This window comes from bacterium, from assembly GCA_030530825.1.
Taxonomy (GTDB): domain Bacteria; phylum Patescibacteriota; class Saccharimonadia; order Saccharimonadales; family Saccharimonadaceae; genus Nanogingivalis.
Genome location: JAUMUF010000001.1, coordinates 22,828 through 41,066, shown reverse-complemented (window position 1 = coordinate 41,066; position 18,239 = coordinate 22,828). Strand labels below are relative to the sequence as shown.

Genomic DNA, 18,239 nt, shown 5'->3' with positions numbered 1-18,239 from the left:
ATCGCTTTGTGGAGCGGGTTGAGTTTCCTCAGGCTTTTATTCAGGTTTTTCTTCAGGCTTCTCCTCAGATTTGTTCTCATCTTTATTGTTTTGATTTGCCTGCTCTTCTAGAGCCTTTTCTCGAGCCTTTTCTTCTTCTTCGATTTTCTTCTGCTCTTCTTCGAGATCTTTTTTCATATCTTCGATAGCCTTGTCTTCTTCGGCCTTTTTATCTTCACGGCTCTTTTTGATGTGTTCAACAAGATATTTAGCCTTTTCAAGAAGAATATCTACTTCCTCTTCAGTACAACTGTGGTAATAATTGAGCTGAAATAACTCTGTAAGCTTTTCAAGAATCTCCTCGTCGCTCGAATTCTGCTCTATAAACAAGATAAATTCAGCGATTTTCGGATGATCTTCTCCTCGACCACCTTTACAAATATTAGATTCTGCGATTACTTCAGTTGCAGACGCTTTGATTGGCGTAAATGAATTTACGGCCAAAGCAAAACTGGCAACCATAATTGCTGCTGTGATATATTTTTTCATAAAACTCCTATAATTTTTAGTTCAAATAAAATATATCACACTTTAACAAATATGTCAAGTATTATAACGCTTATGTATTATTTTGTCAAATTATTCTTCTGTAGTCAATCTGTAAGAAAGCCTCAAGAGATCATCGACTTCTGTTTCAGAAACTTGCCCAAAGCCGATAATCCTGCTCCACTCGCTCTCGGCCAGAAGTTTTGATGGCACGACACTTTCTTTCTCACGGAGTATTTTGGCAAGAGCCACGCCTGTTTTAACCTCAATACTTACTGGATACTCGCTCAAGTCAAGCACGGCAAAGATCGGCTTGCCTTCATCGGAATTTTCGAATTTATTAAGTCTTTTATTCAAAGTTTCCGCTTCGAAATCGCCCAAATCACCTGCTGGATCCGCCAATCTCACACGAGCAATCTCCGCCAGAACGGCCAAATCCACGCGGAAAACTTCCGCTCTCTGCTCTTCCAGCAACTCGCACTCAACTGCCTCAAACTCGCTTAAAATCCAATTCTTCAACTCTTCTCGTTTCATTTTTTCACTTTCTTTAGATAAAATTTTAATTCTTCAATGCTTCCCCTGATATCATCGAGCGCACGATGAGCCTCAGGCTTGGCGAAAACTCGCCCGAATTTTTCACTAAAAACCAACTTCCAACTCGACACATCAAGCATTCGATAATGGAGCATTTTATTGAGGTTTTTCCACTCATTCCTGATAAAGCGCCGATCTTGATGAATAGAATTTCCGCCCAAGATTATCTTTTCTCCATTTTCCAATGCGGCAGTAAAGTTGGTTTTAATAAATTCAATCAGATTTTCTTCAACTTGCTGAGAATCCAACTCGGCATTAAGATTCTGTTTCTTCAAAGCGTCTCTCACCTCAGAGAAACTATCCCAAAACTCACCGACCATACGGCTTTCAACAATATCGCTCGGTACTTTTACGGCAGACTCAAAAGTGGCAACTTCATTAAAATCCCAATCTGTAGCAATCGCCGCCACCTCCAAAATTCGATCCTCCTCGGGATGAAGTCCGGTCATTTCCAGGTCAATCCATAAGATTTTTGCGTTATTCATATTTTAATTATAACCCTTTTCTGTGAAAAAACAAAATCTGCCCTCTTGGAGCGGAAAAATATTCAAATGTCCTTACGGAATTTAATGAAGATCATAAAATTATTCTCTTCATTCATTCTATTTACGATTTTGAACTCATCAAGATTGCCTTCGTAGCAATTAAATCCTAATTTGTCCATCTTTTCGAACAAATCATCGTAAAAGGACAGAGGTACCTCTTTCTCGAAATAGACATTAATCTCACCAGTTTTGCTGAAAAAATCCTGAAAACTATACAAGATGATAACTTCGAACTTCATTTCATAAATCGCATTTACGATTTTATTGAGTGAAGTTGACGGCAAAGGTTTTTTAAAGACATTCATTTTTAATTTACTCACCCCTCTTAAAAAGATAGAGCGATTATAACATCTTGCGCAGAAAATGTCAATATTTCGAAAATAAACTATCTAAAGTCCAGTCGAGCCAAAGCCGCCCTCGCCACGGGCGGATTGGGTGAGAGTTTCGGTGATTTCGATTTTTGGTGTTTCGAAACGAGCAAAGACCATCTGAGCGATGCGCATTTTGGGGGTGATTTCGAACGGCTCCGTGCCGAGATTAACCAAAAGCACACCGACTTCACCTCGATAATCTGCGTCAATTGTGCCGATGCCGTTGATGAGCGTGATGCCGTGTTTGATGGCGAGACCTGACCGGGCACGGATTTGCGCCTCGAATCCTTCTGGAATTTCCATCGCAAAGCCAAGCGGAATCATCATTCTCTCCATCGGCTCCAAAGTTACTGGCGCATCCAAGCAGGCGCAAAGATCGGCGCCTGCTGCTTCGGCAGTCTTGAATTCTGGGATTTGTGCGCCGGATTTTAGGATTTTGAATTTGATTTTCATTTATAGATGATTCCTTAGATTTTCGCGCATTCTTCCGGATGTGATAGCCCGTTTGCAGACCCTCTTCACTTTGGCGAAATCCTCTTCAGCCATCCGTCCATTTTGATGAAGAATTTTTGAATATATATTATTTTTGACCAATACATGCATAAAAATATCTTTCATTCTCTGCTTTTCTTTATATTTTGGATCTTTTTGAACAATCTTGTAGATTGCTGATGAAGCTCCTTTGTAATATTTATAGAGGTTTTCGATATTTTTTATTGATTCTTCGGATAAATTATGGGAAGTTTCTAGGTTTTCTTTAAATATAGCCTCGCTTATAGAGTCTATAGTAGATTCTTTTAGTTGAAATCCTATAAAAAGCCCTTCCTCAGGAGTAGTGGGTTTATCGATTCCTTGGGTGGTTGTGTCTATAAAGCATTCGGCAACACCTTCATCGGTAAATGTCATAAATCTATTCCACTTATGACCTCTTGTTTTATACTCCTCTGTCATGTCAAAAGGTGTGTAACCGCTGGTTGCTTCACAGAATGTGTTGTTGAGGCGAGAAGTTTCGGGTACTTGGAACTTTTTTATGGATAAAAAAAGAATCTTCGTCATGTCGGTGTAATTGCGACAAACGCCCAAAGGTTGATCTCGATTTTTAGATAAATGATTAAATATATCTAAAGCCGTGAGACTGTCGGCTTTTCTGTGTCTTTGGGTTATTTCGCTGCAGTCGTAATTTCGAAGTTTAATGACAGTGTTGCTACATAAAAGCATGGCTTGGCGAGGAGATAATTCTCGTATATCTTCCCAGCTGTCAATTTCTGATCTTTCTAAGATTCCTTCGCCCAGATCGCTATTTAAGAAATCGTTCAGGAAATTAATATACTCTCTTGGATTTAGATTCTCTATGGATTTTAAATATGTTTCCGAATTCCTATCTTTGTTTATTCGAGCGTCTTCTTCGCTTCGGTATTCGAGATCGTCTTTTAAATTTGCCGGAGAGTGTTTGAACTTTTCCCACTCGGAGATTTTCCTAGCCTCTCCTTTAATCGTCTGAGGATCAAAGTTTGCTCGACCGTAAAAAGCTATTTTTTGTCCACCTAGGCTTAGTTCTAGCGATTTTTTGCCACTTCCAAGGTTGCTCAATTCTAACGACTTTTCAGTTTCATAACTGACTGACTTAAATCTTTCCATTAAATTTCCTCCCAGTTTTGACCCCATTTTACGTCAACCTTAAGCGGAATGTCAAGCTCGGGCGAAACTTTTTCCATCTCGGTTTTGAGAATTTTCGAAACAATTTCGGCATTTTCGGGCGTTGTTTCGACCAAAATTGAGTCGTGAATTTGAAGAATTTGCTGCCCCAAACCCTTTTCTACAATCTCACGATCCACGGCAATCATCGCCCGCTTCATCAGATCCGCTTCCGTACCCTGAATCGGCATATTGGCAGCGGCGCGCTTGGCGGCTTCTCGCACCATAAAGTTGGAAGATTTAACATCTGGCGTTGGGCGACGGCGACCAAATAAAGTCTGGACAAAACCATCCGCTTCAGCCTGCTCAATCGTGTGCGCGATATAATCCGCGATGGGCTTTCTGACTTCGAAGTAATTCTCAATGAAATGCTTAGCCTCGAAAAAAGTCGTGCCGAGTTCCCCCGCCAGCCGATGAGCGCTCATACCATAAAGCACACCAAAGTTGATCGTTTTGGCGGCACGACGCTGGTCAGCGGAGACCTCTTCAAGCGGAATTTTGAACATTTCAGCGGCAGTTTTGGCGTGAATGTCCAGATCAGCGCGAAAATCTTCAATCAAATTCTGGTCGCCAGCCAAAACAGCAGCAAGTCGAAGTTCGAATTGCGAATAGTCAGCCGCCACCAAAATTTTACCCTTTTCAGCCACAAATCCGCGCCTGATCCTTCTGCCCAACTCGGTGCGAATCGGAATATTCTGAAGATTAGGATTGGTCGAACTCAGCCGCCCCGTGCTGGTCACGTCCTGATGAAAAGTTGAGTGAATCCGCCCGCCCGCGTCCGCCAGTTTGGGTAAAGCGTCGATATAAGTGCTTTTGAGTTTTGAAAATTCACGAAATTCCTCGATTTTCTCGATAATCGGATGAAGCCCGCGCAATTTATCCAACTCTTTTTGGCCTGTCGAAAACCCAGTCCGCGATTTTTTGATACCTTTGGTCGGAAGTTCCAGCGTTTCGAAGAGAATTTTTGAAAGTTGAAGTGGGCTGGCTGGATTAAATTCTTGCCCCGCCAATTCAAAGATTTCCGCCTCTGTTTCTGCTACTTTTTTACCAAATTCTTGGCTCGCTTTTTGGAAAAAATCAGGGTCAATTTTTACGCCCGCGCGCTCCATTTTGAAGAGAATTTTGGCGAGCGGAAAGTCAAGATCTTCAGCGATTTGGCGAATTTCTGGCAAATTTTGGAGCCGTTTTTGCTGACTTTCGAAAATAATTTTCATCGCTTTTAGGCGTTGCTGTGGATTTTTTTCGTCGAAGTCAAAATCGCCGTGCGCGCTCAAAATTCCGCTCAAACTTTTGTCGCGAATCAGCGGATTGAGCAAAAATTCCATCTGTTGGATGTCGTAAATTTGGTCAAAATCCGGCTCGAAATTGGCGTTTGCCAGCGCGTGAAAATCATCCTTGGCGCTCCAAAAAATCGTGCGAGATTTTGAAATTTCCGCTAAATCTCGACCCGATTTCGAAAAATCTTCAAAGTCAAAGAACTCGCGCAAATCGCTTTCAGAAAATTCTGGCAAAGGCTGCTTATCAATTGCCCCAATTGCTCCATCAAAAAGCGATGCTTGATTTGGATTTTCGCCGCCCTTCTTCATCTCAGCAGGAATTTTGAGAATAAGGCTGGGCATTTCCAATTTTTTAAGCGTTTCAAGAACGAGCGGATAATTGAAGTTGCGGATGTCTGCCGCTTCCAGGTCAAGTTCTACTGGAGCGTCGAGCCAGATTTCCGCCAATTTTTTACTCATAAACGCCGAGTCGCGACCCGCTTCAAGTTTGGCTCTCCAAGCAGGTTTAATTTTGTCCAAATTTTCGTAAATGCCTTCAAGAGTGAAAAATTCACGCAACAATGCCGTGGCAGTTTTGGGGCCAATGCCAGGAACGCCAGGGATATTGTCGCTGGAATCACCTTGAAGTGCCTTAAGATCCAAGAATTGCGCCTGTTTCAAGCCGTATTTTTGTTCGAAATACTCTAAATCAAACTCTTCAATCTGTGAAAATCCGCGCTTCATCGCAAAAACTTTGGTGTCGTGGTCAATCAATTGAAGCATATCAAGATCGCTTGTGATTAGGCAAGATTCTATGCCTTGCTGGTTGGCTTTTTGCGAGAGCGTGCCAAGAATGTCGTCCGCCTCGTATCCGTCACACTCCAAGAGCGGCCAGCCGAGCGTGGCGAGAAAATCGTGAAGCACGGGAATTTGCTCGTAAAAATCGTCGGGGGATTTTTTTCGCCCCGCCTTATACTCAGGAAAAATCTCCAGCCTGCGAGAAATCGAAGTCCCCTTCTTATCCCAAGCCACCACTACATAATCTGGCTTTAATTTTCTTATCACTTCAAACGCGAGACTGGCAAAGCCATAAACTCCGCCCGTCGGCGTTCCGTCGCTCGTAGACAACCCCGCCATCGCATAATATCCGCGATAAAAAACGCTTTTTCCATCAATAATCACAAGTCTTTTCATTCTTATATTATATCACAGGTTGACTTTTAATGATTTTAGTGGTAAAATATATTTTATCGAAATTATTTCGAAGCAATATTTCAAGAGGTGGAAATTATGACAATTAAAAAACCAAAGTTCAAAAAGCCCCGCCTAACAGATGAATCTAAAGAATTCCTCAAAAGGCAAGGCCTGCCCGTCGTTTCGGCGACTTATTATCGCAAATTGCGCGAGATTTGTCCTGCTTTTGTTGATGGTCAAGGAACGGTGATGAGTTACTCAGACGAAAACGCCGCAGACTTTTCTCGCGTGCCGACTTATTTTTCGTTTTCGCAATTTAGTGAAAATTTCACAAATCCGTTTTACGGCAATGATGAAAATCTGGAAAAAATCATTGGGCGAAAATTCGGAATTAACCCCGAACATCACTTCACTCTTCTAGTGAACGAAAAAGATTCAATCGAATTTTGCTTCTCGCTAGAATTTGACGAAATCATCAACGGCAAAAAAGTTCCAGCATTTCACGGAGTTTTGGTCGCGGTCGGCAATCTCGACGCAGCGCGCGAAGAAAATATCGCCGCCGAAGTTGATTCCGTTCTCACATAACAACCTGCCCTTTTGGCGGGTTTTTTTCTTCTTCAAAAAATGCTATAATAAGGCTTATGAATAGCAAAATCCTTCGCTCAAAAAATAAAAAAGCCAATTCTAGCGTCAAAATCCTTGCCTTTGTTGGACTGGCAGGAAGCGGTAAATCCACAGCCGCCGCCTATCTTAAAGAAAAAGGCTACCCAAGTGTGCATTTTGGCGGTGTGGTGCTTAAGGCGCTTAAAGACGCCGGCCTCGAAATCACCACGGAAAACGAGAAAAAAATGCGTCTTGAACTTCGAGAAAAGTACGGCAAAGATGTCATCGTTAATCGCATTGTCGAGCAAATCCAGCACCTGATCGACGCAGGACAAAAGCGCATCATCGCGGACGGTCTCTATACCTGGACGGAGTATAAAATCCTGAAAAAACATTTTCCGAAGGAGTTGAAGTTGGTAGCGCTGGTGCCTCCCAAATCACTTCGCCATAAGCGAATTGCCTCCCGCCCCAATCGCGGAATGACTTTGGCAGAGGTTAATGATCGCGATCATAATGAGATTGAACTTCTCGAAAAGGGTGGTCCGATCGCCATTGCTGATTATTTTCTCACTAACCAAAGTGGGATGTTGCGCCTCAAAATGAAGATCGACAAAGTCTTGCGCGAAATTGGATTTTAGTTTTATAATTTCGAAATAAAAAACACCCCACGGCAAATGCTGTGAGGTCTGTGTTGTGCGTCTAGCTATATGGGCACACTGGGTTGGAGTTGAGAAGAATGCCCTTATCTTCTTGATTTAGAAAATTAGAGCGACATGCCACTTCATAGTAATCGCGACGGTAGTACCAGTAGTACCGATCCTTCGCGATAGCTTCGCCTGCCGGCAGAAGTTTTACGGCTTTGGTTGTTTCAACTTCACCAATTCCGTATGCCTTCTTACTTGAAACATCGCGGATAAGGCCGGCGTATTTCAATTGCTTCACTGCCTTAATGAAGGCGGAATTTGAAATCTCAACTATAACTTGGGAGTTGCAGTATCGATGGTTCAGTTCCGACCATGATCCGGCTGACAGATTTTTGTGAATATATAGATTAGCCAAGATGAAATCCATAGCTAACCCAATAGAGACACGCTTCTTCTGTTCTTCTGGTGATAGGATTTGATTTTGTGTATGTTCTTTGCTCATAGGTTTATACCTCCTAGTTTTATTTTATCCCTGAGCAAATAGGATAGCTCTATAATACCATATTTATCATAAAAAGTCAATAAAATCCGCCCTTTTACGAGCGGATTATTGAAATTACATTTTTTCTGGCGCGTGGATGCCAAGAAGATTTAGGCCTTGCGCCAAAGTGTCGCGGTAGCGCGCAACCAGCGCCAGTCGAAGCGCCTCGCGATCGGAGCCAATGACGCGATTTCCTTCATAGAAGCGGTTGAATTCTTGCGCCAATTCGTAGAGATATCGACAAATGCCGTGGACCATTTGCTCAGTGGCGGCTTTGTTGATAACACCGCCAAATTCGCTCAATTTTTGGAGAAGTTTACGCTCAGAGTCAGTAGTCTCCAAGTCGGTCGAAGGCGCGGTCGATGACTTGCCAAGAATCGAGCAAGCACGCGCGTGTGCATACTGAATGTAAGTTCCAGAATTTCCTTGAAGGCTGACGGTTTCTTCGACATCAAAAGCAATATCGCCACCCAATCGATAACGCGCAAAGGCAAATTTAATCGCACCGAGCGCAATTTGATTTTGGAGAGTGGTGTCATCTGTTAATTTAGCCGTTCGAAGTTTAATTTCGTCCAAAACATCCACAGCACGAGAAACATTACCAAGTCGAGAAGACATTTTTTTGCCGTCAGAAAATCGCACTGTTCCATTGGTGAGATGGGTCATCTTGGCACCAATGCCCGGCAAGAATGTATCGGCAGCCGCAAAAACCACGCGCATATATTCTTTTTGATCGTTGCCGGTGATGAGAATTCGGTGATCGAAGTCATAATCCGCACGCTCTTTCCAGATGACGCCAATATCCTTAGTCTCGTAAGTCGGTAGGCCGTTGCTGGTCACAAAAACGCGAGTGTGGAGGTGTTTTTCTTCATCACCTTCAAAGATAATTGCGCCATCGGACTTCTTCAAATTGCCCTTTTCGAGTTCTTTTGAAACGACCTCCATACCAGTTGGCGCGGTTGAAGATTCTGGATAGTAGTGCATTTGGTCAACTTCGATCAGATTGTAAAAAGCGTCGAAGTAGTCAAAACTCCACTGGCGAGTTTCCCAGTAGATCTTGGCCATCGGTGAGGTATGGTCATCGTTCTCGTGAAAGGCGTAAATATCTTTGTTGAGTTGAATGATTTCTTCTTTGGCCTGATCGCTTTCCTCGTAAGCCTTGGCGCCGATAACATAAGTTTTACCAATCCATTTGGCGCGCTCAAAGGCGTTATTTTCAATTTCAGAAAGTTGATCGAAGTTTTCTCCGCCGAGTTCCGACCTCATTCCCCAAAGGCACTTGGCCACGTGAAGTCCAACATCGCCACCAAAACTTGTGCGATGAACGCGTGCGCCCACCGCTTCCAAAACGCGCGCCAAAGCGTCGCCATACATCGTCTGATAAAGGTGTCCTGTGTGAAGATCCTTGAACGCGTTGGGGCAAGAATATTCGAGCACATAATCTTGATCCGCAAGAGTCTGCTCGGCGGGAGAATTGGCGAGGCTCCAAAGAAACTTGTCGCTCATTTTAATATTTATGAAGCCCGTGCCGGCGATTTCAACAGATTGGAGTGCTGGGTTTTGAGCGAGTGCGTCTACAATTTCCTTCGCAATTTCACGCGGATTGCGCTTCAACCTTCCCGCAAGTTGCATTGCAATATTGGTAGAAAAATCACCAAATTCTGGCCGTGGCCGGGTCAAAGCAACCTCCACATCAAGGTTAAATTTGGCTTTGACTGTGTCTTTGATAATTATTTCTACATTTTCCATGACATTATTTTAACAGATTATGGGGAGAATTTCAAATCTGATAAATTATAAATCAAAATCGCCCCGACTTGGAGCAATTTTGGCGGTTTCGAAGTGATTATTTTCGAAGACCTAATTTAGCAATAACATCTTTGTAGGCTTCGAAATCTTTTCGTTCAAGATATTTTAGAAGTTTTTTACGGCGTCCAACCATCTGAGTCAAACCGCGACGAGCCATAAAGTCGTGCTTGTTTTCCTTGAGGTGCGCTGTCACTTCTTTGATACGAGCCGTCAAGATTGACACCTGAGCCTGTGGGCTACCGACGTCATTCTTGGAAACCTGAGTCAAAGCGATTGCCTTCTCTTTATTCTCTTTAGTAATCATCTTTTTGATTTTAACAAAATTTTAGAAAAATGTCAAATTTTATTTTCGAAGAAGAAAATCGCCCTCTTGTAAGGGCGATTTGTTTATTACTAAATCTTGATCTTTCGGATAAAGATAAATGTTGCGCTTGCGAGAATGGCGAGCAATCCTGTGATTTGGAGATTAAGATCTTTGCTTTCAAATCCAGTATTTGGAGCTGAAATTGTTAATGTTGTTTTTTGGATTGGTGTTGGTGTTTGAGATTTATTTTCTTCAATTACAGTTGATTCTTCGACAATTTCTCTTCCGGAAGTATAATCTGTTTCTACAAATTCGCTGTCGATTGTCGTATTGTCTTCTACAATCTCTTCACCAGAAGTAAATTCACTCTCTATAAATTCTTCTCCTGAAACTGGAGGAATGTTCTCGAAGTTTAAAGTTACTGTATTTCCGTCGAAATTAGTCTCTTTTTGTATGTAAAGACCTTCCGATAATTTAGCCTCAGTTGCTGCAGTAAGGTGATTCAAAAAATCTGAGTACCTAATTGCGTTAAATTCAGAATTTTGAACTTCAATTCCATTAACTTTTACTATAATTCGAAAATCTTCAGTTCGTCGGCTTTCATTAATTTGATTGATGATTCGATGTGCGCCTTCGATAACTTTAGTCATTTCTTCTTCTGTACATTGATTTTGAAGTTGGAAATTTTGATATTCTATTAGGGTATTCTTAATTTCTTCATCCGTTTGTCTTGCTACCAAACTAATAAGCTCATTAATTCTTGTTGTGCGAATATTCCTATCGACTACTCTATTTTGACAGTACTGCTCATACTCTTGAGCGAAGGTATTTTGGGGTAAAAATGCCATATTACCAGTCGCTACTACCGCAGCAATGGCAAAAATTGATTTTTTCATAAAACTCCTTTAATTTATAATTACGCCAAAATAGTATCATATTTTTAATGATATGTCAATAGTATAATTATGCTTAAGTTTGTCTGTTAGAGTTTATAAAAATGCTATTGATTATTTATTGGAATATTTTTTAATCTTTGATGCCTAAATCTTCTAGCGAAATCGCGTCCTTGATATCGAAATCTGCGATTTTAGTGCGACGAAGATGGCGACAATACGCACCCGTCCCTAAAATCTTACCCAAATCCTCGCCCAATGTGCGGATGTACGTGCCGCTCGAGACGTGCGCACGGATTTGGATCCGCGGAAAATCATACTCTAAAATCTCAAAAGAGAAAATCTCAACTTCTCGAGGCTTGATTTCAGGTTTTTCGCCCTTTCGAGCCAGGTCATAAGCGCGCTTACCGTTGATTTTTATCGCGGAAAAAGCGGGCGGTGTCTGTGATATTTTGCCGGTTAATTTTTTAGAAGCATTCAAAATCTCTTCGAAACTCGGTTTTTTATCAAAATCCACCTTCGAAATCTCCCCTTCTGGATCTCCCGTGGTGGAAACTTCGCCCAAAATAAACTTGGCTTCATACACCTTGTCAAGTTTGGTCAGAGCCATAGCGTTCTTGGTTTCTTTGCCATAAAGCAAAACCAGAAGGCCCGTGGCAAAAGGATCAAGCGTGCCGGTATGTCCAACCTTAACCTTTTTTTGGCCGAGTTTTTGACCTAAAACACGCCGCACGCGCGCAACCACGCCGAAACTCGTCATCTCGGCAGGCTTATCTATGAGAATCCGCCCGCTCGGACTTGGATTATTTAAATCGAAGTCCATTTTACATTCCTGGGATTCTGAATTGCGAAGGGTCTGGGTAGAGGTTTTCAGTCATCACTTGATTTTGTGTGGCTGCAGTGCCCATTGCTAGATTGGCGTCTGGGGCTGGAATAGTTGATATTTCTGACGGCGAAGAATTCATTGGCACACCAAAATCAACTGGTGGCATCGCTGGAAGTTCTGGTAATTGACCAAAGTCAGGAATCTCTGGCAAACTTGGCGGCATCATCTGGCTAAAATCCGGCATTGGCGGAAGTGGTGGCGGGAAAGTCCCCGCGTCGCCTGCTGGTATTTGGTGCGAGAGAGTGTCGGGTTGTGCGGTTAGACTCTGCGCAATCAATTGATTCTGCGCTGGATTATAATATTCGTCATTCAAGTTGAGTGGTTGATTGGCAGAAATTTCAGGCGAACTCAAAGGCAAAATTGTCCTGCTACTGCCCTGTCCGCTTGGGGATGCTTCAGGAATTTGATTCAAAGTTTGGCTTGTAGAAGTTTGAGTTATTGCTTCAGGAGAAACTTCTAATTGCGCGGGAGCCTCAATCGGCGCAATTGGCGCAGGCTCAAAATCTTGCGCTGGGATTGGCGCTTCAGTCAAAAAATCCTCTGAAATTGGCGCGCTTTCTGGAGAAGGCAGTTGATTTTGCTCAAACTTGGCAGGAACTTCAATCTGGAAATTTTCAGGAGAAACTTCTGCTTGCGGTTGTGTTTCAGTTGGCGTAATCGGGGACTCTTCGAAATTCAAATTATCGCTTGAATTTTGACCTACGCCAGTTTCAGTTGTCTCAACTCTTTGCGCGGCAATTTCCGCTGCGCTTGGGAAATTCTCGAGATCTTTGAAAGCATTTGCTTGTGGCTCAGGCGCAAGTTGCGCGAGAGAATCTTCAAGCGACTTCTCGGCATCCGATGTTTCAAGATTCTCAATCTCCGATTCATCATTTTTCTCGATTTTTAGAGAATTTTCAAGATCAGCCAAAGTACTAGTGTGGTCAATTCGAAGTCCGCCGTTCTTAGGGATTTTAGCCACAACTTCTTTCTTTGGCGCTTTTTCTTCATTCTGACTTTTGATATTGACGCGAGTGGCTTTTTCTTCAGCCTCTTTAATTTTGGAGATCACAAGTTGCTGATCCGCTCCGGCCAAGATAAGTTTTGATGCAGTGTTCATCACCTTAGCGGTGGTTTTTTGATTAGAAAATCGCTCAGTTTCTGCCACAATTCCTGTCAAGATGGCTGTTGCGACAGATTGATTGAGGGCTTTTTTGTCAAAAGGCTTTTGCTCAATAAGATCAAGGACTAACTCGCTAAGAGCAGAAGCATTGTTGTCGTGCCAGTTGATTTCGCTCAAAGTTGAAGGCGTATCGCCGACGGTGATAACACCCACGCTAGCATCGTGAAAAATCCTGCCGTGAGCCGCCAATGCTGCGTCCAAGTGATCCTTGTCGCGCACGCCCAGAGCAAGTACAAAATCAACATTAAAATCACCTTGCGAAAATTCCAAATCCTTCTCAGAAATCACACTTTTGTATGGAGTGATGAAGATTTTGACATGGTCGCCAACAAGTTTATATTTTAAGTGATCGGCCTTGTCCTTAGATAAAGCGATAATAAAATCTCGAAGCGAATCAACGCTCGTTTCGAAAGTTTTTTCTGGGTTCAAAAACTCCAGCGCGTCTGGCATTTGACCGCTCGCCACAGCCGTAGCGCGCTTATCTGATTTATTTATAGCCAGCGTCAAAGCAAGCGCTGACGCCAACTCATCAACCGATGGATTATCACTGAGCGCAATCAAAATATTCTCAGATTTTTCAATCTGGGCGATAATCTGCTTTCGGGCATTGTTTTCTGGCATTTTATCTTTAGTCCTTGTTTATTTTTTAATTTCTGCTTCGAGTTTAACATAATCACAATAGAATGTCAAGAGATAGATTGTAATTTTCCTTTTGACTTTTTGAAAAGAATGGTGTATAATTGATTTTGAATTGTAAATAATAACCTAAAATTAGAGGAAATCAATGCCAATTATTAAATCTGCTGTAAAGCGAATGCGACAAACCGCAAAGCGACGCGAGCGAAATGTCGGTATCAAAAAAGACATCAAGACTGCTGTAAAAGCATTTGTAGCGGAACCAACTGCTGCGAGCCTTTCAAAAGCACAGAGCGAACTTGACAAAGCCGTTAAAAAAGGCCTCATCAAGAAGAATACTGCTTCTCGCCGCAAGTCAGCACTCGCTGCTGCCGCTAAAAAAGCCGGCGTAAAACTCGCTTAATCTAAGCGATCTCAAAACTACTCGGGATATATCGGGTGGTTTTATTTTTGTTTCGATTTTTTAATAATTTGATCGAAGAACATCGAGCATCCCGCCCGCTTGCCATAAAAACCCAGAAAAATACGCCAAGAAAAATAAGATCGCCACCAATTTAGCCACAGATTTATTGATCGAGCGACCACCGTAATTTCTCTCAAAGTCGTCACCATAAATCCATGCGCTTCTGATACTATAAGCCATAAGAACCGCACATATCAACCGCCAAAACATATCAGCAAATGAAATCGGAATAAAATTCCCGACCGGCAAGAAAAATAGTAAAAACACCAGCGCCAACATCCAGATTGGAAATTTACTCTCGCGCTCTTTAAGATACGCCCTGCCGGCAAGATAGGCCTTTGTATTGGCTTCTTCGGCGGTTAGAGTATCGCTTTGCTCATTTTTATCTTTGGGATCAGGGTAGATTTTTTGAGCAATTTGTTTGCGTTTTTTGGAATCCATGACAGTATTTTATCATTTTTCGAAAAAATAAAAAAGCTCGCGCAGAGCGAGCAACCATTAGAATTCTTTAATCTTGAAAGAAATAATATCATTCAAGAAAAAATTAGTCGGACGATAATGCGTGATGTTTTTGGTGATTCCATACCGATAATTTCGCCTTTGGACTTCCTCTACAAAAACAAAAAATTTAAGTTGTTTCATTAGATTCTCGAAGGTTTCATTCTCTTTACTTTTAATAAAAACATTCTCAACCGCCAAAAACCTCAGCCAAGCTTTATCGAATTCCTCCTCAATCGTATCCCAGTCCAGAGCTAACTGATCGATATCTCGCCTGATATACATCTTAAGAATCGTGCCGAGCAGAATTTGCTGTTTGGTGGTCTCCAGCATTTTCCCTCAACCTTTAAGTAGCGAAATTTCTTAAAAACCCGCGTAGTCTCGGCCTCCATAATTCGCGCATCGGCGTTTTCATCACTATAAATTAAAGTCAAATTTCTTAATTCTAACATCTTAAGTTACCATCTCCGCTTGGGAGATACCTTTCTAATTTCGTGGGAATATTTTATCATAAATATTCTTTTCAGTCAAATTCCAAGAACTCAAGAAACTTATTGACTTTGGTTAAATTTTTGCCTTTTCTTCAAGAAAATGGTATAATTTAAGAATGAAAATCTTGGGAATTGAATCAACTTGCGATGAAACTGCCGCTGCGGTGGTTGAGTTTACGCCGAGCGAAATTTCTGAAAGTTCTTCGCCCAAGTTGAGGCTTCTCTCCAATGAAGTTGTCTCGCAAATTGACATTCACGCCGAATTTGGCGGTGTCGTGCCAGAGGTGGCAGCGCGTTCGCATATCGAAGTCATCAATCCTGTCGTCTCCCGCGCCCTTTCTCGCGCCAATCTCGACTGGGATCAAATTGACGCGATTGCGGTTAGTTTTGCGCCGGGCCTTAACGGCTCTTTGCTTGTCGGCAATCTTGCCGCGCACACTTACGCAAGCGTTCTCGGCAAGCCACTCTTCCCTGTTCATCACGTTGAAGCACATATTTATGGTGCGTTTTTGGATGAAGAAACCCGACCCGAATTTCCCTTTTTGGCGCTGGTGGTAAGCGGTGGACATTCGCAAATCGTCTTGATGAAAGGTCACGGCGACTTCGAAATCTTGGGTCAAACTCAAGATGACGCAGTTGGCGAGGCGTTCGACAAAGTTGCTAAAATTCTTGGTTTGCCCTATCCTGGTGGTCCGGCGATTTCTAAGGTGGCCGAGAACGGCGATGCTTCGAAATACAAATTGCCAAAAGCAAAATTGGCAGGCGAGTTTGATTTTTCATTCTCTGGACTAAAAACAGCCGTGCTTCGAGCAGTCCAAAAAGAAGTCGGCGTGGATATGAATTTCCCTTCTTTTGAGTTGGCTGGGCTTCTTAATGAAGAACAAAAAGCAGATTTTGCGGCAAGTTTCCAAAAAACCGCCGTTGAAACTTTGGCTGATAAATTAGAAAAAGCGGCAGAAAAATTCGCCATAAAAACAGTGGTTGTGGCTGGTGGCGTGGCCGCCAATCTGGCACTCAGGGATGAGTTGATTCGCCGTCTTGATGAAAAATTATCTGGTGGCGTGAAGTTTGTCCTGCCGGATTTTTGCACTGATAATGCGGCGATGGTGGCAGCGCTTGGAGCCGCGCACTTTTCTCTCAATAAGCCCACCGACGCGCTTAAAACTACTGTAAAACCCAGCCTTTCTATGGAAAATAATCTTTGGCGGAAAATTTAATACGCCTCGATTTTTTATGGAAAATCTGAAAAGTCCTCGGGTTAGCCCTGCGGAAAATTCAGAATTTTCACAAAAATCTACGCCTATTGACTTTTTGCGTAAAATATGCTATAATTAAATTAGTTTTGCACTTTGAGAATGAGATTTCACTCTTTCGAAGTGCTTTTTCTTTTCGAAAAATTTCTTCGAAGGAGTGAAACATTGCGATTCCTTCAAAAATAAAAAATTTAGGAGGAATCTCAAATGATTATTTTAGAGATGGAAAGAAAAAATGGCGAGCACTATGATTTTTTGCTTGCCTTGGAATCTGAGCGCGACCACATATGGGTATCAGACGCCCTTGAAAATGGCGTATGTATGATTGTCGACGACTCTGGACCAATCCAAGTTTGTATCGATGGCCTACTCACTATGGAAAGACTGTTGCTTGGCGTTGTACTGAAGGCGTTCATCGCTTTTGATAACGCAGAAGGTGAAGAAGCCAAAAACATTGTGCCAACGCAGGAATATCTGCTCCGTCAGTTTACGTCTGACGCGCTCAATGTGTTCGCCAGATTTGACGGCGAACAGCCTCGCGAGGATTGCGACCGAGAAGTTGAGGCGATGTGGCCAATTTTCGAGCCGCATTTTATCAATTTACTCGATCGCGAGTGGATTGTTGAGGCGGAAGATGCCAAGTTTCCAGATCAGACATTCTATATTATAAACGAAATGTTGCTGGAAGATATCGTCCGACTCCAGACTCCCCTGCTCTAAAATTTAAGACCTCCATGAGAGGTCTTTTTTCTTTTTTCGAAAGTGAATTTAGTGCGATTTTTTGAGGATTTTGCGGATACTTCGAACGATTTTTTTACCTATTGGTAGGCCGTGCGACCACAAAGGATACCATTTTGACAGAGGTCTGTCGAATGTGCCTGCGAGCAGATTTTCGTGCCGAGCAAAGCGCTTTTTGAAGAGAGAAATGCTATCATTGAGAAGTCCATTGAAGTCATATCGCTCTACGCCCTGCTCCTTCAACTCTTGAATGACCGCCCATTTTATAGCGTAATTAGCCCAAAGATCGCGCCCCTTGTCGTTGCTTCCACCGTAGAGTTCAAAAGCGGTAGTTTTGGTTTTAGCGATCCAAGAAAAGGCTATAAGTTCATCTTCTGAGAAAGCACCCCAGACTGGCGAATTGTCACCCATCAAATCACGGAGATCTTGATAATATTTTTCAGAATGAATCGAAAAGCCTGCCCTTTTAGCCGTCTCGAGGTAGATTTTATAAGCAGTCTCGAATTCTTTAGGTGTGGCGAGCCTTCTAACTGCACAATTTTTAGCCGATTTTTTAACAAGTTGGCGGTTGTTTTTGTGCATTTCCATCAAAATTTCATCTGTAGATTTGGTTAAATCCAAAATAAGTGTCCGAGGAATTAGCACAGTGTTGCGCGCTTTAATCCAACCTTTTTTAAGTAAATTATTTGGAAATTCTTCCCAATCTGGCTCCACGCTTAAGGCCACGGGTCGCGGTTTTATTGCTGTTTTACAGTATTCGGCCACGGCTTGAAGCATTTTTTCTCGCTCGAGTGGCTTGCCCGAAATCGTTAGGATACCACGCGGAATATAAGCGAAATTTTTAAGCGGCCAAGGCATCTTTTGCGTTAGAATTTGCGCAGCGGCCAAGACTTCGCCCTTCTCTGTTTTCTGGTGGACAAAAATCCTGCAAACTCGCCAATTTCCGCGAGACTTTAACTCGCCCCACCCCCAAAGTTGTAGCGGATGTCCGCCGTGATTGTTGATAAAATCATCCCAAATCTGCTGATTTTTCACTTCTGAAATCTTTAACATAATCTTATTTTAGCACATTTTGGATGAAAAATCTTGATTTTTTAATTTCGAAAAGTCCTCGGGTTGTCCCTGCGGAAAATTCGAA

At 42.5% G+C, this 18,239-nt stretch carries 22 protein-coding genes; 5 read left to right on the top strand and 17 right to left on the bottom strand.

Annotation, left to right across the window (positions count from 1 at the left end; genetic code table 11):
- Nucleotides 1-36 precede the first annotated feature (36 nt).
- The 7 genes from Q4A21_00240 to Q4A21_00210 form a co-directional block, all read right to left on the bottom strand.
- Nucleotides 37-528: a hypothetical protein gene (locus Q4A21_00240; protein ID MDO4901981.1), complete on the bottom strand. Its 492-nt coding sequence runs from the start codon at nt 526-528 to the stop codon at nt 37-39.
- Nucleotides 529-618: 90 nt separating this feature from the next.
- A complete protein-coding gene (locus Q4A21_00235; protein MDO4901980.1) occupies nt 619-1,059 on the bottom strand; it encodes a hypothetical protein in 441 nt (146 codons plus the stop codon).
- Nucleotides 1,056-1,604: an oligoribonuclease gene (gene orn, locus Q4A21_00230; GenBank protein ID MDO4901979.1), complete on the bottom strand. Its 549-nt coding sequence runs from the start codon at nt 1,602-1,604 to the stop codon at nt 1,056-1,058. The genes Q4A21_00235 and orn overlap by 4 nt, the downstream gene beginning before the upstream one ends.
- A 62-nt stretch (nt 1,605-1,666) precedes the next feature.
- Entirely contained in the window at nt 1,667-1,969 is a 303-nt protein-coding gene (locus tag Q4A21_00225) for a hypothetical protein (GenBank protein ID MDO4901978.1), read from the bottom strand.
- 84 nt (nt 1,970-2,053) lie between these two features.
- A complete protein-coding gene (gene dut, locus Q4A21_00220) occupies nt 2,054-2,488 on the bottom strand; it encodes a dUTP diphosphatase (GenBank protein ID MDO4901977.1) in 435 nt (144 codons plus the stop codon).
- On the bottom strand, nt 2,489-3,673 hold the full coding sequence (locus Q4A21_00215; protein MDO4901976.1) for a hypothetical protein: 1,185 nt from the start codon (nt 3,671-3,673) through the stop codon (nt 2,489-2,491).
- Nucleotides 3,673-6,180 (bottom strand): DNA polymerase I, encoded by a 2,508-nt coding sequence (locus Q4A21_00210; GenBank protein MDO4901975.1) that lies wholly within the window; start codon nt 6,178-6,180, stop codon nt 3,673-3,675. The genes Q4A21_00215 and Q4A21_00210 overlap by 1 nt, the downstream gene beginning before the upstream one ends.
- A gap of 96 nt (nt 6,181-6,276) precedes the next feature.
- Between Q4A21_00210 and Q4A21_00205 the strand changes: the two genes are divergently transcribed.
- Both Q4A21_00205 and Q4A21_00200 read left to right on the top strand, forming a co-directional pair.
- Complete coding sequence (locus Q4A21_00205; GenBank protein MDO4901974.1) at nt 6,277-6,765, top strand: hypothetical protein; 489 nt, start codon at nt 6,277-6,279, stop codon at nt 6,763-6,765.
- 56 nt (nt 6,766-6,821) lie between these two features.
- The gene (locus tag Q4A21_00200) at nt 6,822-7,421 is read left to right on the top strand and encodes an AAA family ATPase (GenBank protein ID MDO4901973.1); all 600 of its coding nucleotides are present in this window, start codon (nt 6,822-6,824) and stop codon (nt 7,419-7,421) included.
- Nucleotides 7,422-7,482: 61 nt separating this feature from the next.
- Here Q4A21_00200 and Q4A21_00195 read toward each other — a convergent pair whose 3' ends face one another.
- The 6 genes from Q4A21_00195 to Q4A21_00170 form a co-directional block, all read right to left on the bottom strand.
- Complete coding sequence (locus tag Q4A21_00195) at nt 7,483-7,929, bottom strand: hypothetical protein (GenBank protein ID MDO4901972.1); 447 nt, start codon at nt 7,927-7,929, stop codon at nt 7,483-7,485.
- A gap of 114 nt (nt 7,930-8,043) precedes the next feature.
- Nucleotides 8,044-9,717, bottom strand: coding sequence for an arginine--tRNA ligase (argS, locus tag Q4A21_00190; protein MDO4901971.1), 1,674 nt, complete (start codon nt 9,715-9,717; stop codon nt 8,044-8,046).
- A gap of 97 nt (nt 9,718-9,814) precedes the next feature.
- The gene (gene rpsO / locus Q4A21_00185; GenBank protein MDO4901970.1) at nt 9,815-10,081 is read right to left on the bottom strand and encodes a 30S ribosomal protein S15; all 267 of its coding nucleotides are present in this window, start codon (nt 10,079-10,081) and stop codon (nt 9,815-9,817) included.
- An 89-nt stretch (nt 10,082-10,170) separates the two neighbouring features.
- The gene (locus Q4A21_00180; GenBank protein MDO4901969.1) at nt 10,171-10,977 is read right to left on the bottom strand and encodes an LPXTG cell wall anchor domain-containing protein; all 807 of its coding nucleotides are present in this window, start codon (nt 10,975-10,977) and stop codon (nt 10,171-10,173) included.
- A gap of 130 nt (nt 10,978-11,107) precedes the next feature.
- A complete protein-coding gene (truB, locus tag Q4A21_00175) occupies nt 11,108-11,797 on the bottom strand; it encodes a tRNA pseudouridine(55) synthase TruB (GenBank protein MDO4901968.1) in 690 nt (229 codons plus the stop codon).
- 1 nt (nt 11,798) lies between these two features.
- The gene (locus Q4A21_00170; GenBank protein MDO4901967.1) at nt 11,799-13,643 is read right to left on the bottom strand and encodes a hypothetical protein; all 1,845 of its coding nucleotides are present in this window, start codon (nt 13,641-13,643) and stop codon (nt 11,799-11,801) included.
- Between the two features lie 163 nt (nt 13,644-13,806).
- On the opposite strand from Q4A21_00170, the gene rpsT reads away from it, so the two are divergent.
- Entirely contained in the window at nt 13,807-14,061 is a 255-nt protein-coding gene (gene rpsT / locus Q4A21_00165) for a 30S ribosomal protein S20 (GenBank protein MDO4901966.1), read from the top strand.
- Nucleotides 14,062-14,121: 60 nt separating this feature from the next.
- On the opposite strand, the gene Q4A21_00160 is transcribed toward rpsT, so the two are convergent.
- Both Q4A21_00160 and Q4A21_00155 read right to left on the bottom strand, forming a co-directional pair.
- A complete protein-coding gene (locus Q4A21_00160) occupies nt 14,122-14,562 on the bottom strand; it encodes a hypothetical protein (GenBank protein MDO4901965.1) in 441 nt (146 codons plus the stop codon).
- Between the two features lie 57 nt (nt 14,563-14,619).
- A complete protein-coding gene (locus Q4A21_00155; GenBank protein MDO4901964.1) occupies nt 14,620-14,952 on the bottom strand; it encodes a hypothetical protein in 333 nt (110 codons plus the stop codon).
- Between the two features lie 274 nt (nt 14,953-15,226).
- Here Q4A21_00155 and tsaD point away from each other — a divergent pair, with 274 nt between their 5' ends.
- The gene (gene tsaD, locus Q4A21_00150; GenBank protein ID MDO4901963.1) at nt 15,227-16,327 is read left to right on the top strand and encodes a tRNA (adenosine(37)-N6)-threonylcarbamoyltransferase complex transferase subunit TsaD; all 1,101 of its coding nucleotides are present in this window, start codon (nt 15,227-15,229) and stop codon (nt 16,325-16,327) included.
- Nucleotides 16,328-16,394: 67 nt separating this feature from the next.
- On the opposite strand, the gene Q4A21_00145 is transcribed toward tsaD, so the two are convergent.
- Nucleotides 16,395-16,529, bottom strand: a complete 135-nt coding sequence (locus Q4A21_00145) for a hypothetical protein (GenBank protein ID MDO4901962.1) — start codon at nt 16,527-16,529, stop codon at nt 16,395-16,397.
- A gap of 41 nt (nt 16,530-16,570) precedes the next feature.
- On the opposite strand from Q4A21_00145, the gene Q4A21_00140 reads away from it, so the two are divergent.
- Nucleotides 16,571-17,083 (top strand): hypothetical protein, encoded by a 513-nt coding sequence (locus Q4A21_00140; GenBank protein MDO4901961.1) that lies wholly within the window; start codon nt 16,571-16,573, stop codon nt 17,081-17,083.
- Between the two features lie 48 nt (nt 17,084-17,131).
- On the opposite strand, the gene Q4A21_00135 is transcribed toward Q4A21_00140, so the two are convergent.
- Nucleotides 17,132-18,154, bottom strand: coding sequence for a peptidoglycan bridge formation glycyltransferase FemA/FemB family protein (locus Q4A21_00135; GenBank protein ID MDO4901960.1), 1,023 nt, complete (start codon nt 18,152-18,154; stop codon nt 17,132-17,134).
- Between the last annotated feature and the right edge of the window lie 85 nt (nt 18,155-18,239).